The sequence below is a fragment of the Sphingobacterium spiritivorum genome (genome assembly GCF_016725325.1).
Taxonomy (GTDB): domain Bacteria; phylum Bacteroidota; class Bacteroidia; order Sphingobacteriales; family Sphingobacteriaceae; genus Sphingobacterium.
This window is the reverse complement of the sequence record NZ_CP068083.1, coordinates 3,176,985-3,201,824: the sequence shown is the minus strand read 5'-3', so window position 1 is coordinate 3,201,824 and position 24,840 is coordinate 3,176,985. Positions and strand designations below refer to the sequence as shown.

Annotated in this window: 17 protein-coding genes, 1 other RNA gene and 1 pseudogene; 8 read left to right on the top strand and 11 right to left on the bottom strand. The window is 40.4% G+C overall.

Translation table 11 applies throughout. From position 1 onward, the window contains the following. Positions 1 to 17 precede the first annotated feature (17 nt). The gene (locus I6J02_RS13300; RefSeq protein ID WP_201678369.1) at positions 18 to 1,199 is read left to right on the top strand and encodes a homoserine dehydrogenase; all 1,182 of its coding nucleotides are present in this window, start codon (positions 18 to 20) and stop codon (positions 1,197 to 1,199) included. Positions 1,200 to 1,619: 420 nt separating this feature from the next. Here I6J02_RS13300 and I6J02_RS13295 read toward each other — a convergent pair. From I6J02_RS13295 to argS, 5 genes and pseudogenes are all read right to left on the bottom strand, one after another. Beyond that, a pseudogene (locus tag I6J02_RS13295) lies at positions 1,620 to 3,023 on the bottom strand (sigma-54-dependent transcriptional regulator). A 65-nt stretch (positions 3,024 to 3,088) separates the two neighbouring features. Next, positions 3,089 to 3,474, bottom strand: an RNA gene (rnpB, locus tag I6J02_RS13290) — RNase P RNA component class A. A gap of 111 nt (positions 3,475 to 3,585) precedes the next feature. Then, positions 3,586 to 4,776 carry an NAD(P)/FAD-dependent oxidoreductase gene (locus I6J02_RS13285; RefSeq protein WP_201678368.1) on the bottom strand — a complete coding sequence of 397 codons (1,191 nt, stop codon included), beginning with the start codon at positions 4,774 to 4,776 and terminating at the stop codon, positions 3,586 to 3,588. Position 4,777: 1 nt separating this feature from the next. Next, the gene (locus I6J02_RS13280; protein ID WP_201678367.1) at positions 4,778 to 5,854 is read right to left on the bottom strand and encodes a Gfo/Idh/MocA family oxidoreductase; all 1,077 of its coding nucleotides are present in this window, start codon (positions 5,852 to 5,854) and stop codon (positions 4,778 to 4,780) included. 119 nt (positions 5,855 to 5,973) lie between these two features. Beyond that, positions 5,974 to 7,758: an arginine--tRNA ligase gene (gene argS, locus I6J02_RS13275; RefSeq protein ID WP_201678366.1), complete on the bottom strand. Its 1,785-nt coding sequence runs from the start codon at positions 7,756 to 7,758 to the stop codon at positions 5,974 to 5,976. Between the two features lie 109 nt (positions 7,759 to 7,867). Here argS and I6J02_RS13270 point away from each other — a divergent pair, with 109 nt between their 5' ends. The 4 genes from I6J02_RS13270 (at position 7,868) to I6J02_RS13255 (ending at position 13,169) form a co-directional block, all read left to right on the top strand. Continuing rightward, entirely contained in the window at positions 7,868 to 9,259 is a 1,392-nt protein-coding gene (locus I6J02_RS13270; protein ID WP_201678365.1) for an arginine decarboxylase, read from the top strand. 155 nt (positions 9,260 to 9,414) lie between these two features. After that, positions 9,415 to 11,505, top strand: coding sequence for a M48 family metalloprotease (locus I6J02_RS13265; protein WP_201678364.1), 2,091 nt, complete (start codon positions 9,415 to 9,417; stop codon positions 11,503 to 11,505). Positions 11,506 to 11,546: 41 nt separating this feature from the next. Beyond that, on the top strand, positions 11,547 to 11,921 hold the full coding sequence (locus I6J02_RS13260) for a DUF423 domain-containing protein (RefSeq protein WP_201678363.1): 375 nt from the start codon (positions 11,547 to 11,549) through the stop codon (positions 11,919 to 11,921). Between the two features lie 66 nt (positions 11,922 to 11,987). Continuing rightward, positions 11,988 to 13,169: a M20 family metallopeptidase gene (locus I6J02_RS13255; protein ID WP_201678362.1), complete on the top strand. Its 1,182-nt coding sequence runs from the start codon at positions 11,988 to 11,990 to the stop codon at positions 13,167 to 13,169. Positions 13,170 to 13,184: 15 nt separating this feature from the next. On the opposite strand, the gene I6J02_RS13250 is transcribed toward I6J02_RS13255, so the two are convergent. The 6 genes from I6J02_RS13250 to I6J02_RS13225 form a co-directional block, all read right to left on the bottom strand. Beyond that, complete coding sequence (locus I6J02_RS13250) at positions 13,185 to 14,891, bottom strand: GMC oxidoreductase (protein WP_201678361.1); 1,707 nt, start codon at positions 14,889 to 14,891, stop codon at positions 13,185 to 13,187. A gap of 878 nt (positions 14,892 to 15,769) precedes the next feature. Beyond that, positions 15,770 to 16,489, bottom strand: coding sequence for a menaquinone biosynthetic enzyme MqnA/MqnD family protein (locus I6J02_RS13245; protein WP_201678360.1), 720 nt, complete (start codon positions 16,487 to 16,489; stop codon positions 15,770 to 15,772). Beyond that, on the bottom strand, positions 16,482 to 17,111 hold the full coding sequence (locus I6J02_RS13240) for a histidine phosphatase family protein (protein ID WP_201678359.1): 630 nt from the start codon (positions 17,109 to 17,111) through the stop codon (positions 16,482 to 16,484). The genes I6J02_RS13245 and I6J02_RS13240 overlap by 8 nt, the downstream gene beginning before the upstream one ends. A 4-nt stretch (positions 17,112 to 17,115) precedes the next feature. Continuing rightward, positions 17,116 to 18,318 carry an aminofutalosine synthase MqnE gene (mqnE, locus tag I6J02_RS13235; protein ID WP_201678358.1) on the bottom strand — a complete coding sequence of 401 codons (1,203 nt, stop codon included), beginning with the start codon at positions 18,316 to 18,318 and terminating at the stop codon, positions 17,116 to 17,118. 88 nt (positions 18,319 to 18,406) lie between these two features. After that, the gene (locus I6J02_RS13230; protein ID WP_201678357.1) at positions 18,407 to 20,230 is read right to left on the bottom strand and encodes an ABC transporter ATP-binding protein; all 1,824 of its coding nucleotides are present in this window, start codon (positions 20,228 to 20,230) and stop codon (positions 18,407 to 18,409) included. A 131-nt stretch (positions 20,231 to 20,361) separates the two neighbouring features. Beyond that, positions 20,362 to 21,357: a Gfo/Idh/MocA family protein gene (locus I6J02_RS13225; protein ID WP_201678356.1), complete on the bottom strand. Its 996-nt coding sequence runs from the start codon at positions 21,355 to 21,357 to the stop codon at positions 20,362 to 20,364. A 160-nt stretch (positions 21,358 to 21,517) separates the two neighbouring features. On the opposite strand from I6J02_RS13225, the gene I6J02_RS13220 reads away from it, so the two are divergent. The 3 genes from I6J02_RS13220 to I6J02_RS13210 all read left to right on the top strand — a co-directional run bounded on the left by I6J02_RS13220 (position 21,518) and on the right by I6J02_RS13210 (position 24,818). Then, positions 21,518 to 22,672, top strand: coding sequence for a pyridoxal phosphate-dependent aminotransferase (locus I6J02_RS13220; RefSeq protein WP_201678355.1), 1,155 nt, complete (start codon positions 21,518 to 21,520; stop codon positions 22,670 to 22,672). A gap of 86 nt (positions 22,673 to 22,758) precedes the next feature. After that, the gene (locus tag I6J02_RS13215; RefSeq protein WP_201678354.1) at positions 22,759 to 23,598 is read left to right on the top strand and encodes a prephenate dehydrogenase; all 840 of its coding nucleotides are present in this window, start codon (positions 22,759 to 22,761) and stop codon (positions 23,596 to 23,598) included. Between the two features lie 71 nt (positions 23,599 to 23,669). After that, positions 23,670 to 24,818, top strand: coding sequence for a hypothetical protein (locus tag I6J02_RS13210; protein ID WP_201678353.1), 1,149 nt, complete (start codon positions 23,670 to 23,672; stop codon positions 24,816 to 24,818). Positions 24,819 to 24,840: the final 22 nt, after the last annotated feature.

Below are 24,840 nucleotides of genomic sequence, written 5' to 3'. Positions count from 1 at the left end.
ATATTTATTAAAATCAAATGAGTAAGAAGTTAACGTTAGGCATGTTTGGATTTGGGGTAGTAGGACAAGGCCTTTATGATATAATAAAAACAAAGAATTTAAATTTAGAGATCAAAAAGTTTGTGATCAAAAATGCGGACAAAAAACGTTCTCTGCCTGCAGAATTATTTACAACAGATCCGGCTGCTATACTGGATGATCCGGAAATCAATACCGTTGTCGAATTAATTGACGATGCAGAAGCCGCTTATCAATTTACAGTGACAGCTCTTAAATCCGGAAAAAATGTGGTGTCAGCAAATAAAAAGATGATTGCAACACATCTGGAAGAACTCACAGAGATCCAGCAACAGACCGGTACAAGCCTGCTCTATGAAGGAGCTGTCTGTGGAAGTATTCCCATTATCCGTAATCTGGAAGAATACTATGACAATGAACTTCTACATTCAGTAAGTGGTATCTTCAACGGATCTTCTAACTATATTCTGTCCAAGATATTCAATGAAAATCAAAGCTATGATACCGCATTGAAGAAAGCACAGGAACTCGGTTTTGCGGAAACAGATCCTACACTCGATGTAGGAGGCTACGATCCGAAGTACAAACTTGCTATTGTAGCTTCACATGCTTACGGACTATACATCAAACCGGATGACATTCTGAATATTGGTATAGATAAACTGGATCAGCAGGATATCCGTTTTGCAAAAGAAAAAGGCTACAAACTTAAACTCGTGCCATTGGCCAAAGAGATCAATAATGCACAGGTAGTGTTATATGTTCTGCCCAAATTTATTACCAAAGACAATATGCTCTACAATGTCGAGAATGAAAATAACGGCGTACTGGTAAAAGCAGCATTTGCAGACGAACAATTCTTCTATGGTAAAGGTGCGGGTGGTCATCCTACAGGCTCTGCAGTACTATCAGACATTACTGCATTGCGCTATGATTACAGGTACGAGTATAAGAAACACCTGGAAGCACAGGAACTTTCCTATAGTACAGATTATGAATTGAACGTATATTTGAGATATGAAGACGACGAACTGATTAATAAATTAAACTTTAGCTCAATCAGTGAGCGTTACTATGCCGATAACTTCAAATATGTTATTGGAAAGATCAATCTTAAGCAGATTATAACACACCTGACCGACATCAAAAAAGATGGTGTATTTATCGCTGAAATCGCATAAGAGGCAACTCACCTATAAACCAACCCGTTACTTCTGAAATGAAGTAACCATTTTTACAAAATGCGTCTCTTACAGAAGTAAAAGGCGCATTTTTATTGTATTAAAAAAGTTACAATTTAAATATTGCAGGTATGGCATTAAAATTGTAAATTCCTACGTTCACAAACTAAATTTTTATTATGAGAGCGTGGTTATTAATTTTAATGATGGGAATAGCAAATTTCGTATTTGCTCAGCATGAGACGGATGGACAAGATCATTCCACCTTAGGATATTTAGTTATTGGTCTTATACTTATAGCAGTTGTTGTTTTTACACTTTATAACAAGCAAAAACGGAGATTTAACGATTAAAATTTCCATTCATTATTGCAAGCAATAAGGGGATCAAATTTTATTTTGATCCCCTTTTGTATAAGAATTAGTCTCTTTTAAGACCAAATTTTTCTATTTTACTGTACAAATGGCTTCGCTGGATACCGATATCATCAGCCGTTTTGGAAACATTCCAACTGTTTTTATCCAGTTTGAAGTTGATAAATTCCTTTTCAGCATGATCTTTAAAGTCCTGAAAGGATTCAAAGCGTTCGAATATGCCTTTATAATCTACAGTTTTACCTGTTTCATTCCCTTCAGAAGAACCATTGGAATGATGCGCTATAGAAGGATTTGCATAAGTCAGTACATCTGCATCTGTAATCGATTTATCACTTAAGATAATCAGACGTTCTACCATATTGCGAAGCTCACGGATATTACCTGTCCACGGTAAAGATTGCAGAGCTTTCATAGCTTCCATTGTAATCTTCTTGACCGGCATATTATAGTCACCGCAGATTTCCTCACAAAAGCTGTTTGCTATAGTCGGGATATCATCCGTACGTTGTGACAAAGATGGTACATGGATAAGGATCACACTCAGACGGTGGTACAAGTCCATTCTGAAGTTGCCGGCATCAATCTCCTTCAACAGATCCTTATTAGTCGCCGCAATCACACGTACATTTACATCGATCTCTTTCTCCCCTCCTACACGCGTAATCTTATGCTCCTGTAATGCTCTTAATACTTTTGCCTAAGCAGATAAACTCATATCACCGATCTCATCAAGGAATAAAGTTCCGCCACTAGCCTGCTCGAATTTACCGATACGTTGTTTTACAGCTGAAGTAAAGGATCCTTTTTCATGTCCGAACAATTCGGACTCAATCAGTTCAGAAGGAATAGCAGCACAGTTTACTTCGATCAGCGGTAAAGATGAACGATTAGATTTTTCATGCAGCCATCTGGCAACAAGCTCTTTACCTGAACCATTCTCTCCGGTGATTAACACTCTTGCTTCTGTAGGAGCAACACGTTCTATCGTTTCTTTAATCTTGGAGATCGTATCCGAACTGCCCAGTATTTCTTTTGTTTTAGAGCTGAATACTTTCTTTTTCAGAACTTTGGTTTCTTCTACCAGTGAGCCTCTTTCCAGCGCATTACGCACTGTAATAAGGATTCTGTTCAGATCCAACGGTTTAGAAAGAAAATCATAAGCACCTTTTTTAGTTGCCTCCACAGCAGTTTCCACTGTCCCGTGACCGGATATCATAATAAAAGGAACTTCAGGTTTGAGAGTCTGCGCAAATGTAAGCGCCTCCAGACCATCCATTTTTTCCATCTTAATATCACAAAGTACAAGATCAATTTTTTCCTTTTTAAGAATTTCAAGACCGTCAAGAGCATTATCTGCATCAAAAACCTTATAATCTTCGTATTCCAAAATCTCTCTAAGCGTACTTCTTATTGCACGTTCGTCGTCTATTATTAATATTGTAGTCATATGAGGTAACTCTCTTCTATCTAATTGTCGTGTACAAATTAAGAATTTAGGGGCAATATTCAAAAAAGGAAGCAAACCTTATAAGCCGGGTTCTGTACACCGAAAAATCGGTTTTCTATCATTTATCTAGATCTGCCATTGCTGACAGACTCCATCAACCTACCCATTACGAATCTTACCGAAGTAAAAGAAGACGAGCAGCCTTCGAGTTTCGTAACCTATTTGGTCTTTCAACACTCAAGGTTTACCGTAATCCATGTCGCCATGCAATACCGTGAGCTCTTACCTCACGTTTTCACCCTTACCTCATCAAAGACAAGGCGGTATATTTTCTGTGGCACTTGCTGTCTCCGCCTGAACGGAGCCTTCCCGTTAGGAAGTGAGTTGCTCTGTGTTGCCCGGACTTTCCTCTTTCCCGAATAATCGGAACAGCGATAGAACCAGTTTGCTTCAGCAGCAAAAGTAAGACTTTTAAATGAGGAATCGTTAAGAAGAAATAAGTATTAGAAAAAATCAGAGAAGTGGTTTTTAGCTTTATTGAGCAAAAATCTGCTGCCTGTTGTCAGATTGCCTGAGCAATGGTATACGCTGATGCCCATGCCCATTGAAAATTATATCCGCCCAGCCAGCCCGTCACATCTACAGCTTCTCCGCCAAAGTACAATCCTGGGATCTTTCGGGATTCCAGAGTAGCAGGATTCAGTTCATTTGTATCTACCCCACCCCGCATTACTTCAGCCTTATCATAGCCCTTATCTCCGGCAGGCTTGACATGAAACCTGTGAATTGTTTCTACAATGAGCTTTGCATCAGCCTTACTCAGAGAAGCAATCTTGGTCGTCAATGGCAAAAATTTACCAAAAGCGTCCACCATCTTACGGGTAAAATAATCATTCAGCACCTGAGACAGTAATCGTTTCCCGCCACTGTTGCGCTCCTCTTTTATGATTTGCTCCAAACTGAATTGCGGTAATAGATCTATTGTGAATTCCTGTCCTGCACGCCAGTAGGAAGATATCTGCAGAATAGCAGGACCACTCAATCCCCAATGTGTAAACAAGATATTTTCTTCAAAACTGATCTCTTTATTATATACTCTCGAAAAAACACTATTTCCGGAAAGAGAAGCATACCATTCCGCATCTTTGCCGGTAATGGTCAAAGGAACCAGAGCAGGGGCTGTAGGCACAATCGCTAATTCAAATTTCCGGGCCAGTCTCAATGCAAAATCAGATGCACCCAACTTCTGTACCGGCAACCCTCCGCTCGCGAGAACAACCTTCGCTGCTTTCAAGTTTTTTTCTCCTGAAGGTGTATCAACAGCAATACGAAACCCTCCCTCTACCTGATCCACAGACTTTACCAGACTATCCAACCAGATATCCTGCCCGGTTTCAAACATGAGATTGGTAAATACAGCAACAATATCTTTAGCTTTATTCGTGGTCGGAAAAAGTTGACCTAATGTTTTTTCCTGCCCCGAAATGCCATGCGACTCAAAGAAACGGATCGTGTCCTCTACAGTCCAGCGCTTGAAAATACCATGCAAAAAATCCGGATTCCGGGTTACAAAGTTAGCAATCGTAGTTCCCAGATTAGTATAATTACAACGTCCTCCGCCTGAGATCAGAATTTTGGCTCCGGGTTTATTATTGCGTTCCAGAATCAGTGTCTTCTTACCCAATAAGCCTGCCTGCACAGCACACATCAGTCCGCAGGCACCCCCTCCTATGATAACAGCATCATACTGCATACTAGTAAGCGATCAGCTGGTCTTCTACAGGAATCACACGTCTTTCCTGCTGGCTTTGATACCCCAGTTCAATGATACGGATAACATCACGTGCCTGTTCAGGCTGTACAATCAACGGAGCAGTACCCCGGATAGCATCAACAACATTTCTGTAGAAATCCAGATAACTTCCCTTTTCGGAAGGAATAATCTTAGAAATATCCTCCCCGTCTTTCAGTATATTCAGTTTACCATAGATAGAAGGATCTTCTTCACCCCAATGCGGATCTTCATCCGGAAAATGTCCGGCACGCAGTAACGTCTCCTGCGGATCCACACCATTCTTTGTAAATGTGCCGTTGAGACCAAAAATCAGATAACGGGTCGTTTCTTCCTTCGCCAGCATAGAAGCCTTTAATGACACTCTCATGTCAGGATAATACAGCAACAGATCAAAACTGTCAACAGCCTGTGCACCGGAACGCTGAATAGCTAAATCTGCAAAAACAGCCGTTGGTTTTCCAAATAATTGGAGTGTCTGATCAATCTGATGAGCTCCGAGATCATAGAATATTCCCGATCCGGGCAGATTATTTTCTCGCCAGGCATTCGGTCGCAAATAGTTTCTGAACCGGTCAAACCGGCTCTCTAAGTTGACAATAGGTCCAAGTTCACCACTCTTAACGACCTTTTCAACGGTACGATAATCGGAATTAAAACGAAGATTATGATATACAGCTAATTGTAATCCCTTTGCTTTCGCCAGGGCAATTAACTCGTCTGCCTGAGTACTTGTATTCGTAAATGGTTTTTCAACAACAACGTGTTTTCCGGCCTCCAACACCTGCTTTACAAACGGATAATGCATATCATTGGAAGTCGCAATGACCACCAGCCCGATACGATCATCCGTTAAAATATCGTCTATCGTCTGCACGATTTCTACCTGCGGATATTTAGCTTGCAAAATTGCCTGCTGTTCAGGTTTACGGGCCGTTACTTTGAGTAATTCCAATTCCGATACGCCTCGCATTACAGGTGCATGAAATACCTGCCCGGAGATTCCAAATCCAACTAATCCTACACCAATCTTTTTCATTGATTACAATTATTGATACACATTATTGTTTTTCCCACCAACATGACACCAAGTACCTTGTTTGACAGAATGTATATGAAGCTCCTCTTTTGAGTAAAGGAACTTCATATACAAATTGATTACATTCTTTCCGGAACTTGTATTCCCAACAGATTCATTCCTTTTGAAATGACTCTGGCCGACGTTGCTGATAAGTGAAGACGGAAATTTTTCACCTCTTCCTCCTCTGCTTTTAGAATACTCTCCTCATGATAAAATTTATTATACAATTTGGCTACATCATAGATATAGTTGGCCAATTGTGCAGGGCTGAATTCCGTGGCAGAAGCCTCGATGACAACAGGTAAATTTCCCAGCACCTGGATCAGATCCCGCTCGTAGGATGAGATAGATGCAGGTACAGTGACTGGAGTTTCTGCCGAAAAACCGGCTTTGTTTAAGACCGATTTAATACGCGCATGTGTATATTGAATAAATGGCCCTGTATGCCCCTGAAAGTCAACCGACTCATTCGGATCAAATAACAACCGCTTCTTAGGATCGACCTTGAGCAGAAAATACTTCAATGCTCCCATGCCGATCGTATTGTATAGCTCAGCTTTTTCGGTCTCCGAGAAACCTTCTGTTTTACCCAGTTCCTCTGTCCGTTCTTTTGCAGTTTCAACCATTTCGGACATCAGATCATCCGCATCGACAACAGTTCCTTCTCTGGATTTCATCTTGCCGGAAGGCAAATCCACCATCCCGTACGAAAGGTGAAACAGACCTGAAGCCCATGGTTTACCTAATTTTTTCAGAATCAGGAACAACACTTTAAAGTGATAATCCTGCTCATTACCCACAACATAAATAGATTCATTCATCTGGAACTCGTCATATTTCAGTTGTGCTGTACCCAGATCCTGTGTAATATATACCGAAGTGCCGTCACCTCTTAGTACCAGCTTTTGATCCAGTCCTTCATCGGTCAGATCTATCCACACCGAATTGTCATCCTTTTTAAAGAAAACTCCACTGTCCAGACCTTCCTGAATAATATCTTTACCCAACAGATAGGTATTGGATTCGTAATAATATTTATCAAAATCAACTCCAAGCTGATTATACGTTTTTTCAAATCCGGAATACACCCAACCGTTCATAGTAGACCACAGCTCAATAACCTGTTGATCACCGGCTTCCCATTGCTGGAGCATTTCCTGAGCCTCACGGATGAGAGGAGCATTCTTTTTCGCTTCTTCTTCTGCCTGCCCCTGAGCTTTCAACTCATCGATCTGCTTTTTATATTCCTTATCAAAGATCACATAATATTTACCGACCAGATGATCTCCTTTTAATCCGGAAGAAGCAGGCGTTTCTCCATTTCCGAATTTCTGCCACGCAAGCATAGATTTACAGATATGAATACCTCTGTCATTAACGAGATTAGCTTTGATAACCTCATATCCGTAAGCTTTCAGTATTTCAGCGACGGAATAACCTAACAGATTATTACGTATATGCCCCAGATGCAGAGGTTTATTTGTATTCGGAGAGGAATACTCGACCATCAGTTTCTTACCGTTTGACGGAAAATATCCGAAATCAGGAGCTAATAATGTTGAATTCAGCAGATTGATCCAGTAGCTATCCGAAAGGCTTACATTGAGAAATCCTTTGATCACATTGAATCCTGATAATTCCGGAATTCGGGATTGTAAAAACTCTCCGACTTCAGTTCCTGTTTGTTCAGGAGACTTTTTAGAAAATTTAGTGATCGGAAAAACCACAATAGTGATCTGGCCTTCAAATTCCTTACGTGTTTCCTGCAATGCGATCTGGGAAGGCTGAATTTCGGCCTGATAAAGCTCGTTTACCGCTTGCACCGTATGGTCTATAAGCGCTTTTTCTATGAATTGACTCATGTAATGATTAAGTAATATTTACAACTTTCTGATACTGAACGACAAATAAATAGCATTCACTATTCAGGTATTCGCATTGAAAGCATATCTTTGCCAAAAATAATAAAAAATGCAGAGCTATCAGGAATTTCTTGACCTAAGTGTTGGTTTTCCGCAAGACGGATTCGAAATCATCGACGACGAATTGTATTTTCACGATCTGAATCTCATGGAAATGATAGAAACGTACGGGACACCGTTACGTTTTACTTATTTACCTATTGTCAGCAAAAAAATCCAACAAGCGAAAATCTTGTTTCAGACAGCAATTCTGAAACACAATTACCGCGGTTCATATAAATATTGCTATTGTACCAAATCATCGCATTTTAAGCATATAGTCGAAGAGGCATTGAAAAATGACATTCACCTGGAGACTTCATCTGCTTTTGATATGCCGATGATCGATACACTTGAAAGACAAGGAACGGTGACAAAAGATATCACGGTTATTTGTAATGGATTCAAAACGTATCAGTACAAGCAGTATATCATTGATATGATTCATGACGGATACAAGAACATTATTCCGGTACTGGATAATAAGGAAGAATTTAACTTATATGACGATGAAATCGAACTGGACGAGCCTTGTAACCTCGGTATCCGTATCGCATCGGAAGAACAGCCGGATTCTCAGTTTTATACTTCCCGATTAGGTATCCGCAGCGAAGACATTATTGATTTTTACAATAATAAGATTGCTGAGAATCCGAATTTCAGAGTTAAACTTCTGCATTTCTTCATTAATTCAGGTATTTCGGATACCCCTTATTACTGGAATGAGCTGGAGAAATATGTTACACTTTACTGTAAATTCAAAAAAATAAATCCTGAACTGGACACTTTGGATATTGGTGGAGGTATGCCTTTCAAAGATTCTCTGGTACATGATTTTGATTATGAGTACATGGTCAATGAAATCGTAAACCGAATCAAACAGATCTGTGCACACCACGAAGTGATGGAACCGGATATTATTACAGAATTCGGAAAATACACAGTAGCTGAAGCATCCGGTATCTTATATAAAGTATTAGGACGTAAACAACAGAACGACCGTGAAAGATGGTTTATGATCGACGGATCATTTATTACAAATCTACCAGATGTATGGGCGCTGAATCAGAAATATATCTTATTGCCGATCAATAACTGGGATTCAGAATACGAACGCGTCAATCTGGGAGGGATCACTTGTGACGGACAGGATTATTACAATCAGGAAGCACATATGAACTCTGTTTTCATGCCAAAAACCCGTAAAGTACAATATCTTGGTTTCTTCCATACAGGAGCATATCAGGATGTGTTGAGTGGCTACGGCGGTATTCATCACTGTTTACTACCTTCACCTAAACATGTACTGGTAAGACGGAACCGGGATGAAACATTCAACTATGAGGTATTTGGTGAAGAACAGAATTCCAAACAGGTAATGAAGTTACTGGGATATCAGTAAAATAAATAGTTATTCATGGAACAGCGGAAGTACAGAACAATACTTCCGCTTTTTTTATGCAATCAATCCGGCAATAGCAATAAATTTAAAACATCATTTTCATATAACTTAAAAAAATTGTATATTTTGGGCTTTAAATCAATTGTATCAGCATTATGAATGTACAGGTTTCTCCAAATTTCAGAAAATACGGAAAAAAATCTATTACCTCCATTATATTCTTCTCTTTTGTTTACCTTACTCTCTTACTGTCTGCTGTGGCATTGACAGTAGCCTGTGTGGCAGGTGGCATCTATATTATTATACTTCGCCCGATGATATTCACCTTTATGGTAGGAATAGGTCTTGGAAGTATTGGTTTTATGGTACTCTTTTTCCTTATCAAATTTATATTTATCCGTAATACAACAGACAGAAGTCATCTTAGAGAAATCAAGCGAACAGCATATCCGCAATTGTTCCATATGATCGATGAAATAGTAGCCGAGGTAGAGAGCCCCTCTCCAAAAAAAGTATACCTGTCTACAGAGGTAAATGCTTCCGTATTTTATGATTCCAGTTTTTGGAGTATGTTTTTTCCTATCAGAAAGAATTTACAGATTGGTGTTGGATTGATCAATGCCGTGACTCAGCAGGAGCTTAAAGCAATATTGGCTCATGAATTCGGGCATTTTTCACAGAAGAGCATGAAGGTTGGCAGTTACGTATATAATGTCAATCAGATCATTTACAACATGTTGTATAACAATACCGGCTTTGAAAGCATGATTCAGAATTGGTCCAATGCCAGTGGATATTTTGCTTTTTTCACAAGTCTGGCTGTACGTATTATTGTCGGAATCCAGTGGGTCCTAAAAAAAATGTATACCTATATCAACATCAACTACATGGCTCTGTCCCGTGAAATGGAGTTTCATGCAGATGAGATCGCAGCAAATGTAGCAGGCTCTGAAGCACTTAAACATTCCCTCTTACGTCTGGAATTTGCCAATTTTGCATTAGACAGTGTATTTACATTTTATGATGCCAAAATACCGGACAATATCAGGAGCCAGAATATCTTTAGTGAACAAGCCAGAGTAATGGAATATCTGGGAAAAGAGAACAACTACAGATTTGAACATGATCTTCCGCATATTACGATGGAAGACACAACCAAATACAACAAATCCAAATTAAACATCAAAGACCAGTGGGCTTCTCACCCCAGTATGCAGGAGCGTGCAGCAGCTCTGGATAAGCTCAACATCCATAAGGAGAATACGGTCAACAGTCCTGCATTTCTTTTATTGGAAGAACGAGAACAGTTGAGTCAGACGATTACTCAGCAATTGTTTGATAAAGTCAGTTATTCGGATGTCACCTCTACCCTCAGTCATGATGAATTCATGGAACAGTTTTGCAAAAAGCATCAACGCAATACTTTCCAAAAGATCTACAATGGATTTTACGATTACAATAACCCCGTCATTGAAGAGGCAGAAGTAAACGAAGAGTCTGAATCGGGGTATACACCTGAAGAATTGTTTTCAACTGCTCGCGCCAATACAACCTATGAACTGGTTGCTCTTGAAAATGACAAAGCTACCCTTGAAAGTTTATTACTGGAAGTACATACAATAAAAACTTTTGATTACGATCATGTAAAATATACGCTTGAGGATATACCAGAGCTTATCGAACGTATTAATAGAGAGATTGAAGAGAAAAAAGCAGAGATAATCCGATATAATAAGAATGTCTACCAATACTTTATCAAGAAGGCTGAAGAAACAGGACAGGCAGAACTCCTCAAAAAGAAATACCATGATTTCTATCAGTTGGATCAGATATTCAACGATAAATATGACTTTTACAAACAGCTTATAGAGGATACTAAATTCACCTTTCAACAGACTCCTTTCGAAGAAATAACGGCCAGACTGAGCGACCTGAGCAGAAAAGAGATCAGACTAAAAGAAGAAATGAAAACATTTCTGGAAAACCCTATGATCAGGGAAGAATTTTCAGGAAAAACACTGGAAACACTGGAAAAATATAGTTCGGCGGACAACTTATCTTATTTTGACGGAGTCGCTTACAGTGACGAAAACTTAGATCTGCTAATGAATAGTATAATTTTATATTCCAGTCTGATCTCATTCGAATATTTTGCTGCTAAAAAAGAGCTGCTGGATCTGCAGTATAATTTTATGGATCAAAACAATAAAACACCTCAGCTGAACAATTCTATTGATTCTTTATAGCGGGGTTTTACTACCTTTGATAGCATAAAAATCGAAAACAGATGAAAGAACTGGTTATTATTACTGCAACAATATTTGGGGCTTCCGGCATTATCCTGGGTGCATTTGGGGCGCATGCTTTTAAAAAATTATTAAGTGAAGAAAAATTAGCTTCCTTTGAGACAGGTGTACGTTATCAGATGTATGCAGCGCTGACATTATTGATCCTCGGTTTTAATCTTTCTTTTGATATGCCATCCGAAAGAACAGCATACTACACCATCACAGCGGGTACCCTATTGTTCTCCGTAAGCATTTACTTTCTTTCTTTTGCCGATTACTGGAAGAAGAATTTAAGGTTTTTAGGTCCGGTAACTCCACTGGGAGGATTGCTGATGATTATAGGCTGGGTTGCACTCATGATTAGGTTTATTTAGCATATCTCCATAAATAATATTATTTTTAGTCCGTAGATGGATACTATCCGCCTCAACCCGCACCACATGAAGGACCAGATTAACAACCATGTATCTGCATTAGCAGATGATATAATAACCTGGAGAAGACATCTTCACCAACACCCTGAACTTTCTTTTGAGGAATACGAAACTACCCTTTATATCACGGATAAGCTCAAGCAATTAGCTATTCCTTTCCGCTCGGTCTCGGAGACAGGTGTTATTGGTTTTATCAATGGAAACGGAAAGAGCGACAAAACGCTGGCACTGCGTGCAGATATAGATGCTTTGCCGATAACAGAAGAAAATGATGTTGTTTATAAATCACTTCATACAGGCGTGATGCATGCTTGCGGACATGATTTCCATACAGCAACCTTACTGGGTGTTGCGACCATACTTAAGAAAATGGAGCAGCAGTTAGACGGTAACATTATCCTGATCTTTCAGGCTGCTGAAGAAAAGATTCCGGGAGGTGCACAGGCAGTAGTTGCATCGGGCGTACTGGATGTGCCTAATCTGATTGGTGTGATTGGACAACATGTCTCTCCGAAAATCGAAGTTGGAAAGTTCGGATACCGTGCCGGGAAATTTATGGCATCGAGTGATGAATTGTATATAGACATCAAAGGAAAGGGAGGTCATGGTGCGCAACCGCATCTGAATATAGATCCGGTGAGTATTTCTGCACAACTTATTGTGACCTTACAGCAGATTGTATCCCGGTATGCAAATCCGGCGATCCCAACCGTACTTTCTTTTGGAAAAGTCATTGCTAACGGAGCTGCGAATGTCATACCTGATACCGTACATCTGGAGGGAACTTTCAGGACCATGGATGAATCCTGGCGGGAAAAAGCTCTCAGCCTGATGGAAAATATTATTAAAGAACTTCCGCAAACATTGGGTGCAGAAGTAAAAGTAGAAGTCCGGAGAGGATACCCGGCCTTGTTGAATAATGAATTACTGATTCAGAAAATAAAGAAAGCAGCGCTTGCTGTCTTCGCTGAAGAGCAGATCACAGATACTGATCTCTGGATGGCTGCAGAAGATTTTGCTTATTATGCAAAGCAGTATCCTGCTGCATTCTATCTGATTGGCACAAAATGCCCGGAAAAGAATCTGACAGCAGAACTACACAATCCTCATTTTAATATCGATGAGGATATTCTTCCCGAAAGTGTACGTATGATGACTAACCTGGCAGTGGCTTTGATCAACGAGTAAAACAACGTTAACTTATTATAATATACCTTCACGAAGCTGATCTGCGGCAAAGTTGGCGGCTCTCGCCGTGAGCGCCATAAAGGTCAATGATGGATTTTGCACCCCCATAGAAGTCATACAGGCACCATCCGTCACAAACACATTCGGACAATGGTGTAATTGATTATTTGCATTCAACATCGACGTCTCCGGATCCCGCCCCATCCGTACTCCTCCTACCTCATGCACTTCCAGACCCGGAGTCCGGTTGCCTGTGATCTTATGATCTGTAGGCTGAATATTTTTACAACCGGCCTTTTCTAACATGGATACCCCTTCCTTAAAAAAATCGTGCATCATCTTGTCATCATTCTCCGTATAGGCTACTGAAGTGATAAGCTGAGGAATACCATAAGAATCTCTGGCCGTGTCACTGATACGAACATGATTTTCGTAAACAGGAATGGTCTCTCCCTGTAAAGACATATATACAGACCATCCACCGGGTTGCGTCAAAGCATCTTTATAATCCGCGCCTAACTCCTGCCCTTCGAGACTTCTGCTCCATCCCGATCTGGAAGCACCCAGTGTCATCATATAGCCTCCCTGAAAATCAGCATCTTTGCTGTACAGATTCCGGAAAGATGGTACATATAGATTAGTAGGTCTTCTGCCGTAGTGATAAGCATCCTCAAATCCGTCTATGGTGGCAGAGATACGTCCTCTGTAATTGTGAAAAGCAATATAACGGCCCAGAATATCATTTTTATTTCCTAACCCTTTGGGGAAAGCTGCTGATCTAGAATTCATCAGAATCAGATTACTGTTAAGAGTAGAACTATTCAGAAAAATAACTTTAGCTTTAATCTGTTTTCTCTCCTTTGTCTTCGCATCAATAACCTGTACTGCAGAGGCCTTCTTCGAGACTTCATCATATACAATTGACTCCACTAAGGTATCTGTCATTAAAGTCAGATTACCCGTTTTTTCCGCATAAGGCAAAGTAGAAGCATTGGAACTGAAATAACCCCCAAACGGACATCCTCGCTCACAAAGTGAGCGTGCCTGACATTTCATACGACCCTGCTGACGGTGAAATTCGGTTAACTCGGCAAGATTGGCACAACGGCCTATAATGACGTGTCTGTCTTTAAAGTGCGTATTGATTTTCTCCTTTATGTACTTTTCTACCACATTCATCTCAAATGCACCGACCACCTCACTATCCGGCAGGCTATCGATGTTATCTCTGTTGCCTGAAATCCCAACAAATTTTTCGACATGGCTGTACCAGGGAGCTAAATCACTGTAGCGGATCGGCCAGTCTACCGCAAATCCGTCACGTAAAGGTCTGTTAAATTCAAAATCGCTCCAGCGTTGGGTTTGTCTTGCCCATAGCAATGACTTACCGCCGACCTGATAGCCTCTGATCCAGTCAAAAGGCTTTTCCTGAATGTAAGGCTGATCTTTATCTCTGATATAAAAATGCTGAGTCGCCTCACTGTAATTATAGTGTTTACTAATCACCGGATTCTGTTCGATCATTTCACGGGTTTTGGCATTGTGATGCGAAAATTGCCATGGATCCATATTAGCTGTAGGATAATCTTTGATGTGCTTGACCATTCTGCCACGCTCGATAACCAGTGTTTTAAATCCCTTCTCACAGAATTCCTTTGCAGCCCACCCTCCGCTTATACCTGAGCCCACTACAATCACATCAAAATCGGTGTCATTCATCATATTCGGTTTAGTACTTCTTATTTGGTTATTCTAAAATACTAAAATTCAGTTAGCTGTCACCGTCAAACTTTTGATACAATAACCTATTGCCTTAAAAGGAGAGAAAAACAGTCCGGTCAAGCCCTTAGCTATTCTATGTCGTAAGCATTAGCGTAGCGGTGCTCGTGCCTATTCAATCTCTACAATTTCTCCAGAACCTCTCTGCCCTGAGGGCATCTCTCCTTAAAAAGGAGAGAGGAACAGTTCGCTCAAACCCTTAGCTGTTCTATGGCGCAAGCATTAGCGTATCGGTGCTTGTGCCTATTCAGTCTCTACAACTTTACCAGAACCTCTCTGCCCTGCGGGCATCTCTCCTTAAAAAGGAGAGAAAACTTTCTTTGTACTGTACTTTTATCATTCTATGGCGCAAGCATTAGCGTAGCGGTGCTTGTTCTTATTCAATCTCTACAATTTCACCGGAACCTCTCTGCCCTGCGGGCATCTCTCCTTAAAAAGGAGAGAAAACTTTCTTTGTACTGTACTTTTATCATTCTATGGCGCAAGCATTAGCGTAGCGGTGCCTGTGCCTATTCAATCTCCACAATTTCACTAAAACCTCTCTGCCCTGCGGGCATCTCTCCTTACAAAGGAGAGAAAAACAATCCGGTCATGCCCTTAACTATTCTATGGCGCAAGCATTAGCGTAGCGGTGCCTGTGCCTATTCAATCTCTACAATTTCACTAAAACCTCTCTGCCCTACGGGCACCTCTCCTTAAAAAGGAGAGAAAACTTTCTTTGTACTGTACTTTTATCTCCATGTATTAAGCCTTTAATACAAATAAGAAGGCTCCGGATTAAAATCCGGAGCCTTCCATTATTTTATAAATAAAACCGCAGCTTACAGTGATCTGTAAAGCTCCAGATATCGTTCTACAGCTTCCCGCTTAGCTTCTGTTAAATGAAAATCCAGATTTTGTGTCAGATATTGCTTATAGTCTATTCCTTCGTAAACAGGAAGACCGGCTATCACATCCTCTGCATGTTCTACTCCATACTTCAGGGCTTCATTAAATTCTTCAACAAAAGATTCCGGAAGTTTCTTATTGGAAACCCACAAAGCAAAGGCAAATGGCAGCCCCGTAAAGTTTTTCCACTCTAATCCCATATCGTATACATAAGGAACTGTACCTTTCTTACCAAACGTACGATCACCGATCAATACATAAGCATCTGCTTCTCCTTCCGTAAGAATCTCCACATCCCGTTTCCAGTAATACTTCAACAGAATACGTGCGAGTCCGTTAGAAGTACGGGACTGTGGATCCAGCAGAATAGAAGATATCTGATCTGCAGGCTTCTGTGAAAAGATAAAGACAGAATCTACAGCACCTTCAGTACCAATACAAAAATCCGTATTGATATAGTATTCCGGCAGACTCAATAAAGCCGCTGTAGGGATAATCCCCATATCGACTTCATTATCAATAACACGCTGTGCACAGGCACTCGGATGATCTACACGAAGGTCTATTTTATTTTTGATGTCGGAATGATTAATTCCGTTTAAAAAAGGCAATGTATTGGTATAGGATACGGCAGATATTCTTATTTTATTCATGCTCGGCTATTTCTTCCAAATGTTTGGTATTATAATAATCTATGACATTGAACTTGCCATTTTCAAATTCAACAATATAAAGTGCGGTATTTGTATGCGGAAAATCATCCATCATACATACATCCGTATCTGTAAGGACACACATCAGAATACGCAGGGCACGTCCGTGCAGACAAACCAGAATAGTCTTTTCTTCTGCTTGATCCAGCATATAGGCAATTGCTTCCTTCTGACGCTCCACCAGTTGGTTTGGAGATTCTCCTTCATCGATATTCAGATCCAGTTCTCCACTGCGCCAGGCCTGTATGACCTTTTCAAATCCGGACATGATATCCGGAGTCTGTTCCTGACCTTCGTAAATACCCCAGCTGATCTCATCCAGTCCGATAAGCTGCTGCCATTCTATTCCCTGCTCGATAAAGGGTGCCACTGTCTGGTGAGTGCGCAATAAAGTAGAAGTGTATACCTTATCAAAGGGTACATCTTTATAAGCTTTATAAAAAGCGTCAGCTTGCTTTCGTCCGTTATCGTTAAGCGGAGAGTTAACTCCTCTTCCCTGCACGATCCCTTTGAGGTTGAGATCTGTCTGTCCGTGGCGTATAAAATAAAATGTCTTTTTCAAAAAATCAGCTGTTAAGAACCGGCAAAGCGTAATAATTTTTTTTCTTTGCAGACTCATCATCAAATACATGATCCTTATAATCCGTAACGATATGGTATAGCGTATCCCGTTCTATAGGATGGCGTCCTACATTCTTGATCAGTTCTACCAATTGTTGCGTGCTCATAGCAGGCGTCTGCTCTTCCGCTCCGGCCATACTATATATTTTGGTCGTATCATCTAATGTACCGTCAATATCATCAACCCCAAAGCTCAGTGACATTTGTGCGGTATCTCTGGAAATCATTGCCCAGTATGCTTTAATATGCGGAAAATTGTCCATGTAAATACGGGCAACAGCATAGTTACGAAGATCTTCGATAACAGAAACCTCATCCACGTCAGACATCTGGTTTTCTTTATTTCTGAATTTCAGTGGTATAAATGTTTGAAATCCGCCTGTCTTATCCTGCAATTGACGCAAGCGCTCCATATGATCTACGCGATGCCAGAATTTTTCAATATGGCCATACAGCATCGTCGCATTGGTATTCATACCTAACAAATGCGCTTGCTCATGTATATCCAGCCACTGTTCGGCAGTACATTTATCATGCGCAATCTGCTCTCTGATTTCCGGGTGAAAGATCTCTGCTCCTCCTCCCGGCATAGAATCCAGACCAGCTTCTTTAAGATATTTCATACCATCAAAGTGGCTTAATTTAGCTTTTTTGAAAATATAATAATATTCAACAGGTGTTAATGCTTTGATATGTAATTCGGGACGGTGTGCTTTGCACTTACGGAAGAAATCAGCATAAAATTCGAGGTTTTGCTTAGGTACAACACCTCCGGTTATATGCACTTCAGTGACAGGCTCGTCATCGTATTTTTTGACAATGTCGATCATAGCGTCCACATCCATTTCCCAACCTTCTTCCCGCTGTTTGATCATTCGTGAATACGAACAGAATTTACAATCGTATACACATACGTTTGTCGGTTCGATATGAAAATTTCGATTGAAATAGGTGATATCGCCGTGTCTTTTCTCCCGGATATAATTTGCTAATACCCCCAGGTAACTTAATTCTCCCTTTTCGTAGAGCAATACCCCTTCCTCAAACTCGATGCGCTCTCCTGCTACAACTTTCTCTGCAATGCGGCGCAATTCGGGGTCTAAACGGCTATCGTTGATTAAAAAATCTATTTTATGTCTAGCTTCCATTTCTCTTCTCCTATTAGACAAATGTACCAATATTAGAGTAAAAATGCGAGCAGATTCTTGTTAAAACATTCAGTTTACAAAAAGATTACTATTCACCAAACTGTTGCATATCAATAAGGCGTTTGTATAGTCCCTGTTTGATCAGCAGTTCAGAATGTGTACCATACTCTACAATCTTACCGCCTTCCACAACGACAATCTTATCCGCATTCTGAATGGTACTCAACCGGTGCGCAATAACCACAGTTGTTCTGTTTTCCATTAGTTTATACAACGCTTCCTGCACCAGTTTTTCGGATTCTGTATCCAATGCTGAAGTCGCTTCATCCAGCAACATAATCGGCGGATTTTTCAGTACAGCTCTTGCGATACAAAGGCGTTGACGCTGACCTCCGGATAATTTGGCACCACGGTCACCGATATTGGTCTGATAACCCCCTTCTGTATTCAGGATAAACTGGTGGGCATTTGCAATTTTTGCAGCAGCCTCAACCTGTTCCTGTGTAGCAGACTCGTTGGCAAAAGCTATATTATTAAAAATGGTATCATTAAACAATATGGAATCCTGATTCACCACGCCTATTAATCTGCGCAGGGATTCCTGATTGAGATCCCGCAGATCTTGACCATCAAACAATACTTTTCCACCAGTCACGTCCATAAAGCGCGGTATCAGATCGACTAATGTGGATTTACCACCACCGGATGGACCGACTAACGCAATTGTTTTCCCTTTTTCAATTGTAAGATTGATATCCGACAGCACCTTGTGTTCACCATAAGCAAAATCCACATGCTCAAAACGGATATCTGAATTGAAATTATCAACGGTAACAGCATCTGCTTTATCCACAACTTCACTTCTTTCATCGATCAGCTCCAATACACGTTCACCAGCTGCGACTCCGTTATGGATATTACTGAATGAATCGGTAATCGCTTTTGCAGGACGCATTATCTGAGAGAAAATAGCAATGTAGGCTATAAAATCTGCAGCCGGAAGATCGCCGCTTCCACTTAGCACCAGACTCCCGCCATACAACAGAATGACAGCGACCATAACTACCCCCAACAGTTCAGATACAGGAGATCCCATCTGCTGCCTGCGAACCATACGGCGCATAATATTGGCATAGCGGTGGTTTTCGTTATTAAACCTGTTCTTTACAAAATCTGTGGCATTGAAGGCTTTGATAATACGGACACCGGACAATGCTTCATCCAGATAAGTGATCATATTAGCATAGGACTGTTGTCCCTCCTGTGCCTGTGCTTTTAAGGTCTTTACTATACGTGAAATGAAAAATGCAGAAACAGGGATAACCAGCATAGAAAATAAGGTCAGCTTCGCCGATATCACAAATAGCATAATCAGATAAGCGATCAATTGCAGAGGTTCTTTAAATACAACCTGCAACGTACCTGTAACCGAAAATTGTACCACCTGTACATCTGAAGCTATCTTAGAAATTACATCTCCTTTACGTTGTCCGCTGAAATATCCCAGATGAAGATCCATAACATTGCCAAATACAGCTTTACGAAGATTCAACAATGTATGAATTCGTAAATTTTCCATGATTCGCTGAGAAAAATAACGGAAAGCATTACTGATCAATACCGAGATTACAATCACGATACAGACGATCTTCAGTGCTTCATACGGACCATATTGCTGATTAGCCCAATTGGCATAGTAATTAAAATAGCCCAGAATATCAAACATACCATCCGGCTCAACTAAAGCAGCCTTTACTTCTCCTTCCGTATTGAATAACGTGTGTAGTAAAGGAGCTAACAAAGCCAGATTAAGGGTACTGAATATGACTGTGACCAACGTACATATAATATACGGGATCGCATATTTTTCAATGGGTTTGGCAAATGAAAGTAGTCTAAAATAAGTCTTCATTTAATGTTATAAGCCAACAAAAATAGTAAAAATGTCAACCTTACGCATAAAGTTGAACATTATAATAAACAATGTTACACAATTAAGACAGGAATACAGCCTGTTTTTTTAATTCAATAACGGCAATTTAACTATTCAGATACAGCCATTATTTGTGATAGCTTCACTGCCTTTCCGTCATTCTTTTTGCTGATGTCTGCAGCTTCAATAAAAGCACAGATCTCTAATGTCTGTGCATGATCTACAGGGGGTACCTGAACGTCAAAAAAGTCAACAATTTTATGCAGAAGCGGATCATAACCTCTGAATTCTCCCAGTCTCACATTTTCCTGTTCACAATAAATTATGCCACCAAAATCATTCTTTCCGATACGCATGCCTCGCACCGTACCTATGCGTCCTCCATCCCATACACCTACAATCAGATCCGAATCTGTGGTATGTACCCGTGAAACCGATTTACAACCTGTTCCCATTGCAGCAAATAACATCTCTACACCATGAATACCATACCAAAAAAAATCAGGATGTGTACGTTCGAGGGTCGCAGGTGTAAAAACATCAGCAGCTAATACTTTTCCATATTGGCCAGCAATAACTTCTTCCATTCCACTGATATACCGCAGTGAAGATGTGGAGAACATCGGTGTATTATACTGCCCGGAAAGTTTCATAATCCTGTAAGCATCTGCATAGGAAGCAGCGATTGGTTTATCAATAAACACAGGTTTGCCGGCTTTAAGAACCTGAGTAGCCTGCTCCAGATGTAAGCGTCCGTCATTCGTTTCCAGCAGTACAGCATCCACCCTCTTCAACAATTCTGCTATTGAATTTACAATGACTACCCCATGACTTTTTACTTCTTCTATATACTTAGGTATGCGGTCTGTTGCAGAAGGAATAGTTCTTGTTCCATACGGATATGCCGCTACAACATGATAATCTCTGTACGCAGCAGGATTTGTATTGATCGCTTTGGTAAAGGCAACGGCATGGGAAGTATCCAGACCTATGATTCCGATTCGCTTACCTTTTACAGATGTTGCGGATAGCAGCTGATGTATCATCATTGCCCCCAGAACTGCACTACCAGTGCGGATAAACTCTCTTCTGCCCGATGTATTCATGTAGTTGGTTGATGTTGAATGAATGATAAATGTACAAAAAAGGAAATATGCTCCAAAAAGGAAATAGCTTTATCTGATACTTTCGTTGCGCTTTTTTATTATATTTTAGTGTAAATAGGTTCATTATTTTTACTTTAGGGTTTTCAAAACACAAATTAAAATGCAAATTAACGTTGCCAAAAGGTTGCAACAGACCGAAGAGTACTACTTCTCTAAAAAATTGAGAGAGATTGACGAGCTCAACAAAAGCGGAGCCCGCGTGATCAATTTGGGAATTGGAAGCCCCGATTTGCCTCCACATCCAGAAGTTATTCAAACCCTTCATGAGCAAGCCAGCTTGCCCAATACCCATGGTTATCAAAATTATAAAGGTAGCCCGGTATTACGCAAAGCTATTGCTGACTGGTATGAACGATATTATCGCGTATCTCTTAATCCTGAAAAAGAGGTTTTACCTTTGATCGGTTCCAAAGAAGGTATCGTCCATATTTGTATGACGTACCTGCAGGAAGGCGATGAAGTGCTTATACCTAATCCGGGATACCCGGCCTATGCTGCTGCTGTACGTCTCAGTGGTGCAACAGCTATTCCTTACACCATGACAGAGGAAAATGACTGGCTGCCCAACCTGAAAGAACTGGAGCAAACGGATCTTTCTAAAGTAAAGATTATGTGGATCAACTATCCGCATATGCCGACCGGATCGAAAGCTACTGCTTCTTTTTTTGAAGCTGTGATCGCATTTGGTAAAAAACATAATATACTGATCTGTCACGACAATCCGTATAGTTTTATTCTGAATGATCATCCGCAAAGTATTCTGGAGACAGAAGGCGCGAAAGATGTAGCAATAGAACTTAATTCCCTAAGTAAATCGTCCAATATGGCCGGTTGGAGAATAGGTATGCTATGTGCTGCAGAAGAACGTATCAATGAGATTCTGCGATTCAAAAGTAATATGGATTCAGGTATGTTTTTACCTCTTCAGCTTGCTGCTGCTAAAGCCCTTAGTCTGGATAGCACATGGTACACGGAGCTGAATGCTTCCTATCAGAAAAGAAAAGATAAAGCACTGGAATTGTTGAACCTGCTTAATTGCAGTTATCGCGAAGACCAGGTAGGTCTGTTTATATGGGCCAGAGTGCCGGAAAAGTATGCCAGCGGATATGAACTAAGCGATGAAGTCTTAAATAAGGCCCGTGTCTTTATCACTCCCGGAGGAATTTTCGGAGATGCCGGCAATGCTTATATACGGGTCAGCTTATGTGCTACAGAAGCTGTATTTGAAGAAGCCATAGCACGCATCAGGGGATAGCTTGAAAACAACTTAAGCATACAGTAGACACAAAAATCACTGTATAACAGTTGTTTAATTTTTACTTTTTTAATTATCATTTTCTAATGAACTTAGCAATTGTCGGAATCGGACTGATCGGAGGATCAGTAGCCATCCGATTGAAAGAAAAGGGAAACTTTTCTAAAATAATAGGAGTTGACAAGAGTGAATCTAATCAGAAAAAAGCTCTTCAGCTTCATCTGGTTGATGAAATCGCCTCTCTGGAAGAAGCTGTAAAAAACTGTAAGGTCATTATTCTGACAGCTCCGGTAAATGCAATTTTAGAACTTGCACCTAAAATACTGGATCTGGTCACAGATCAGGTCGTCATTGATATGGGCTCTACAAAGGAAAATATTCTCAAACTTATAGAGAACCACCCTAAAAGAGGACGTTATGTAGCCGCACACCCTATGGCAGGAACCGAATATTCAGGTCCTGAAGCTGCTATACCTGGTCTGTTTAAAGATAAAATGATGGTATATGTAGAAGCTTTCCGATCGGACGAGGATGCCTTTGAACTGGCGGATTCCATTACCGAGCAACTTGAAATGAAAACTTCCTACATGAATGCCAATGAGCATGATGTACATACGGCATATGTATCCCACATTTCTCATCTTACATCTTTTGCACTGGCACTCACGGTATTGGGGAAAGAAAAATCACAGGGTCGTATTTTTGAACTGGCCGGTTCGGGATTTGAATCTACGGTACGTCTGGCAAAAAGTTCACCAGATATGTGGACTCCGATATTCAAACAAAACAGGACAAATGTACTGGAAGTGCTGGATGAGCATATCAAACAGCTGCAACTCCTGCATAAGGCGATTGAAAAAGAAGATTATGATGAGCTGTATAAGCTGATTAAAAAATCGAATAAGATCAAAAGGATTATTAAATAAGAATAGTGCTGCAGACTTCAAACTTTGCAGCACTATCTGCTTTAGATAAATAGGAACAAAACCTCCCTACTATGCAAAGAGACCAGCCTGCCTATATTTCACTAACCGCAGACCAAAGTCATAAAATAACTATCCCTGCAGGACAGGGAAGCTTTTCTATTGGCACTAAGGGTATTTCCCAAGGTAAATATGACACCTGGGTGGAAAAAGGAGATGTAATACAATGGAATTGCTTTGATGAATTCAGAACACCTGCCGGCTCATACTGGCCGAGATTTTTCTATTATGCAGGGAATGATAACGGATTCGTTCAATGGTCAGATCAAAGACCTGTTGAAGATTTTCATTGGTTTCCATATGAACCTGTTTCAGCAGATCTGACAAACGCTGATATAGGAAATTTTTATGTTCATTCAGCAGGACAACAGGTCGAATTAACATTGGGAAGCAAGATCAGAAGACTCTACCTGTCTGGCAATCTGACACAAATACACATAAAGCATCCTACCGGGATTCCTTATCTTCATTTCTCTCCCGATACAGTAAAGACGGACACACTTCCCTATAAGTTACCTGTATTTAAGAATTTCGAACACATACCACATATTGATGTAAGTGTTCCTCCCGCAGGTCAGCCATTCGACTGTGAAAGTCTTCTGCAATTCAAAAATCTGAAATCTTTGAGTCTGAGCGGAAATCTAACAAATATGCTAGCATTGAAGGAATTGCTACATCTGGAGTCTATAGAATTAAGATATGTTCCTGATTTGGCAGATATGCCTGCACTTGCAACATGGTCTCAACTAACATATTTTATCGGATGGAATATAGAAGAAGAGGCAGGTAAAGTATTGAAAAAAGAATTACAGCAACTGAGTAAAGAAAGAGTATTTAAGTATGCTTCAGTATCCAAACTAAGAAAAAGCATCTGGTTTATAACAGAATATGGAATCCCATTTGCGGGCTGGACAGATAAAAATGCAAAACTGGCAACCAAAGCTTATAAAACAGCGCTAAAGGAAATCAGCAAGGCTAAAACAGAAGATGAGGTAAAAGATTCGGTTGTTAAAGTAATCCGGGTTATTAATTCCTTACCGGACATAGAGACCACAGAGCGTGAAGATGCGGGTCTGGCTGTAGATCAGCTTACTCAATCCTCCTCCTTAGCAATCTCAACTGAAAAAGCCAGTCAATGGTTTGACGAATACCGGGATTTCTAAGGTCTTTCAAATATTCCATAGT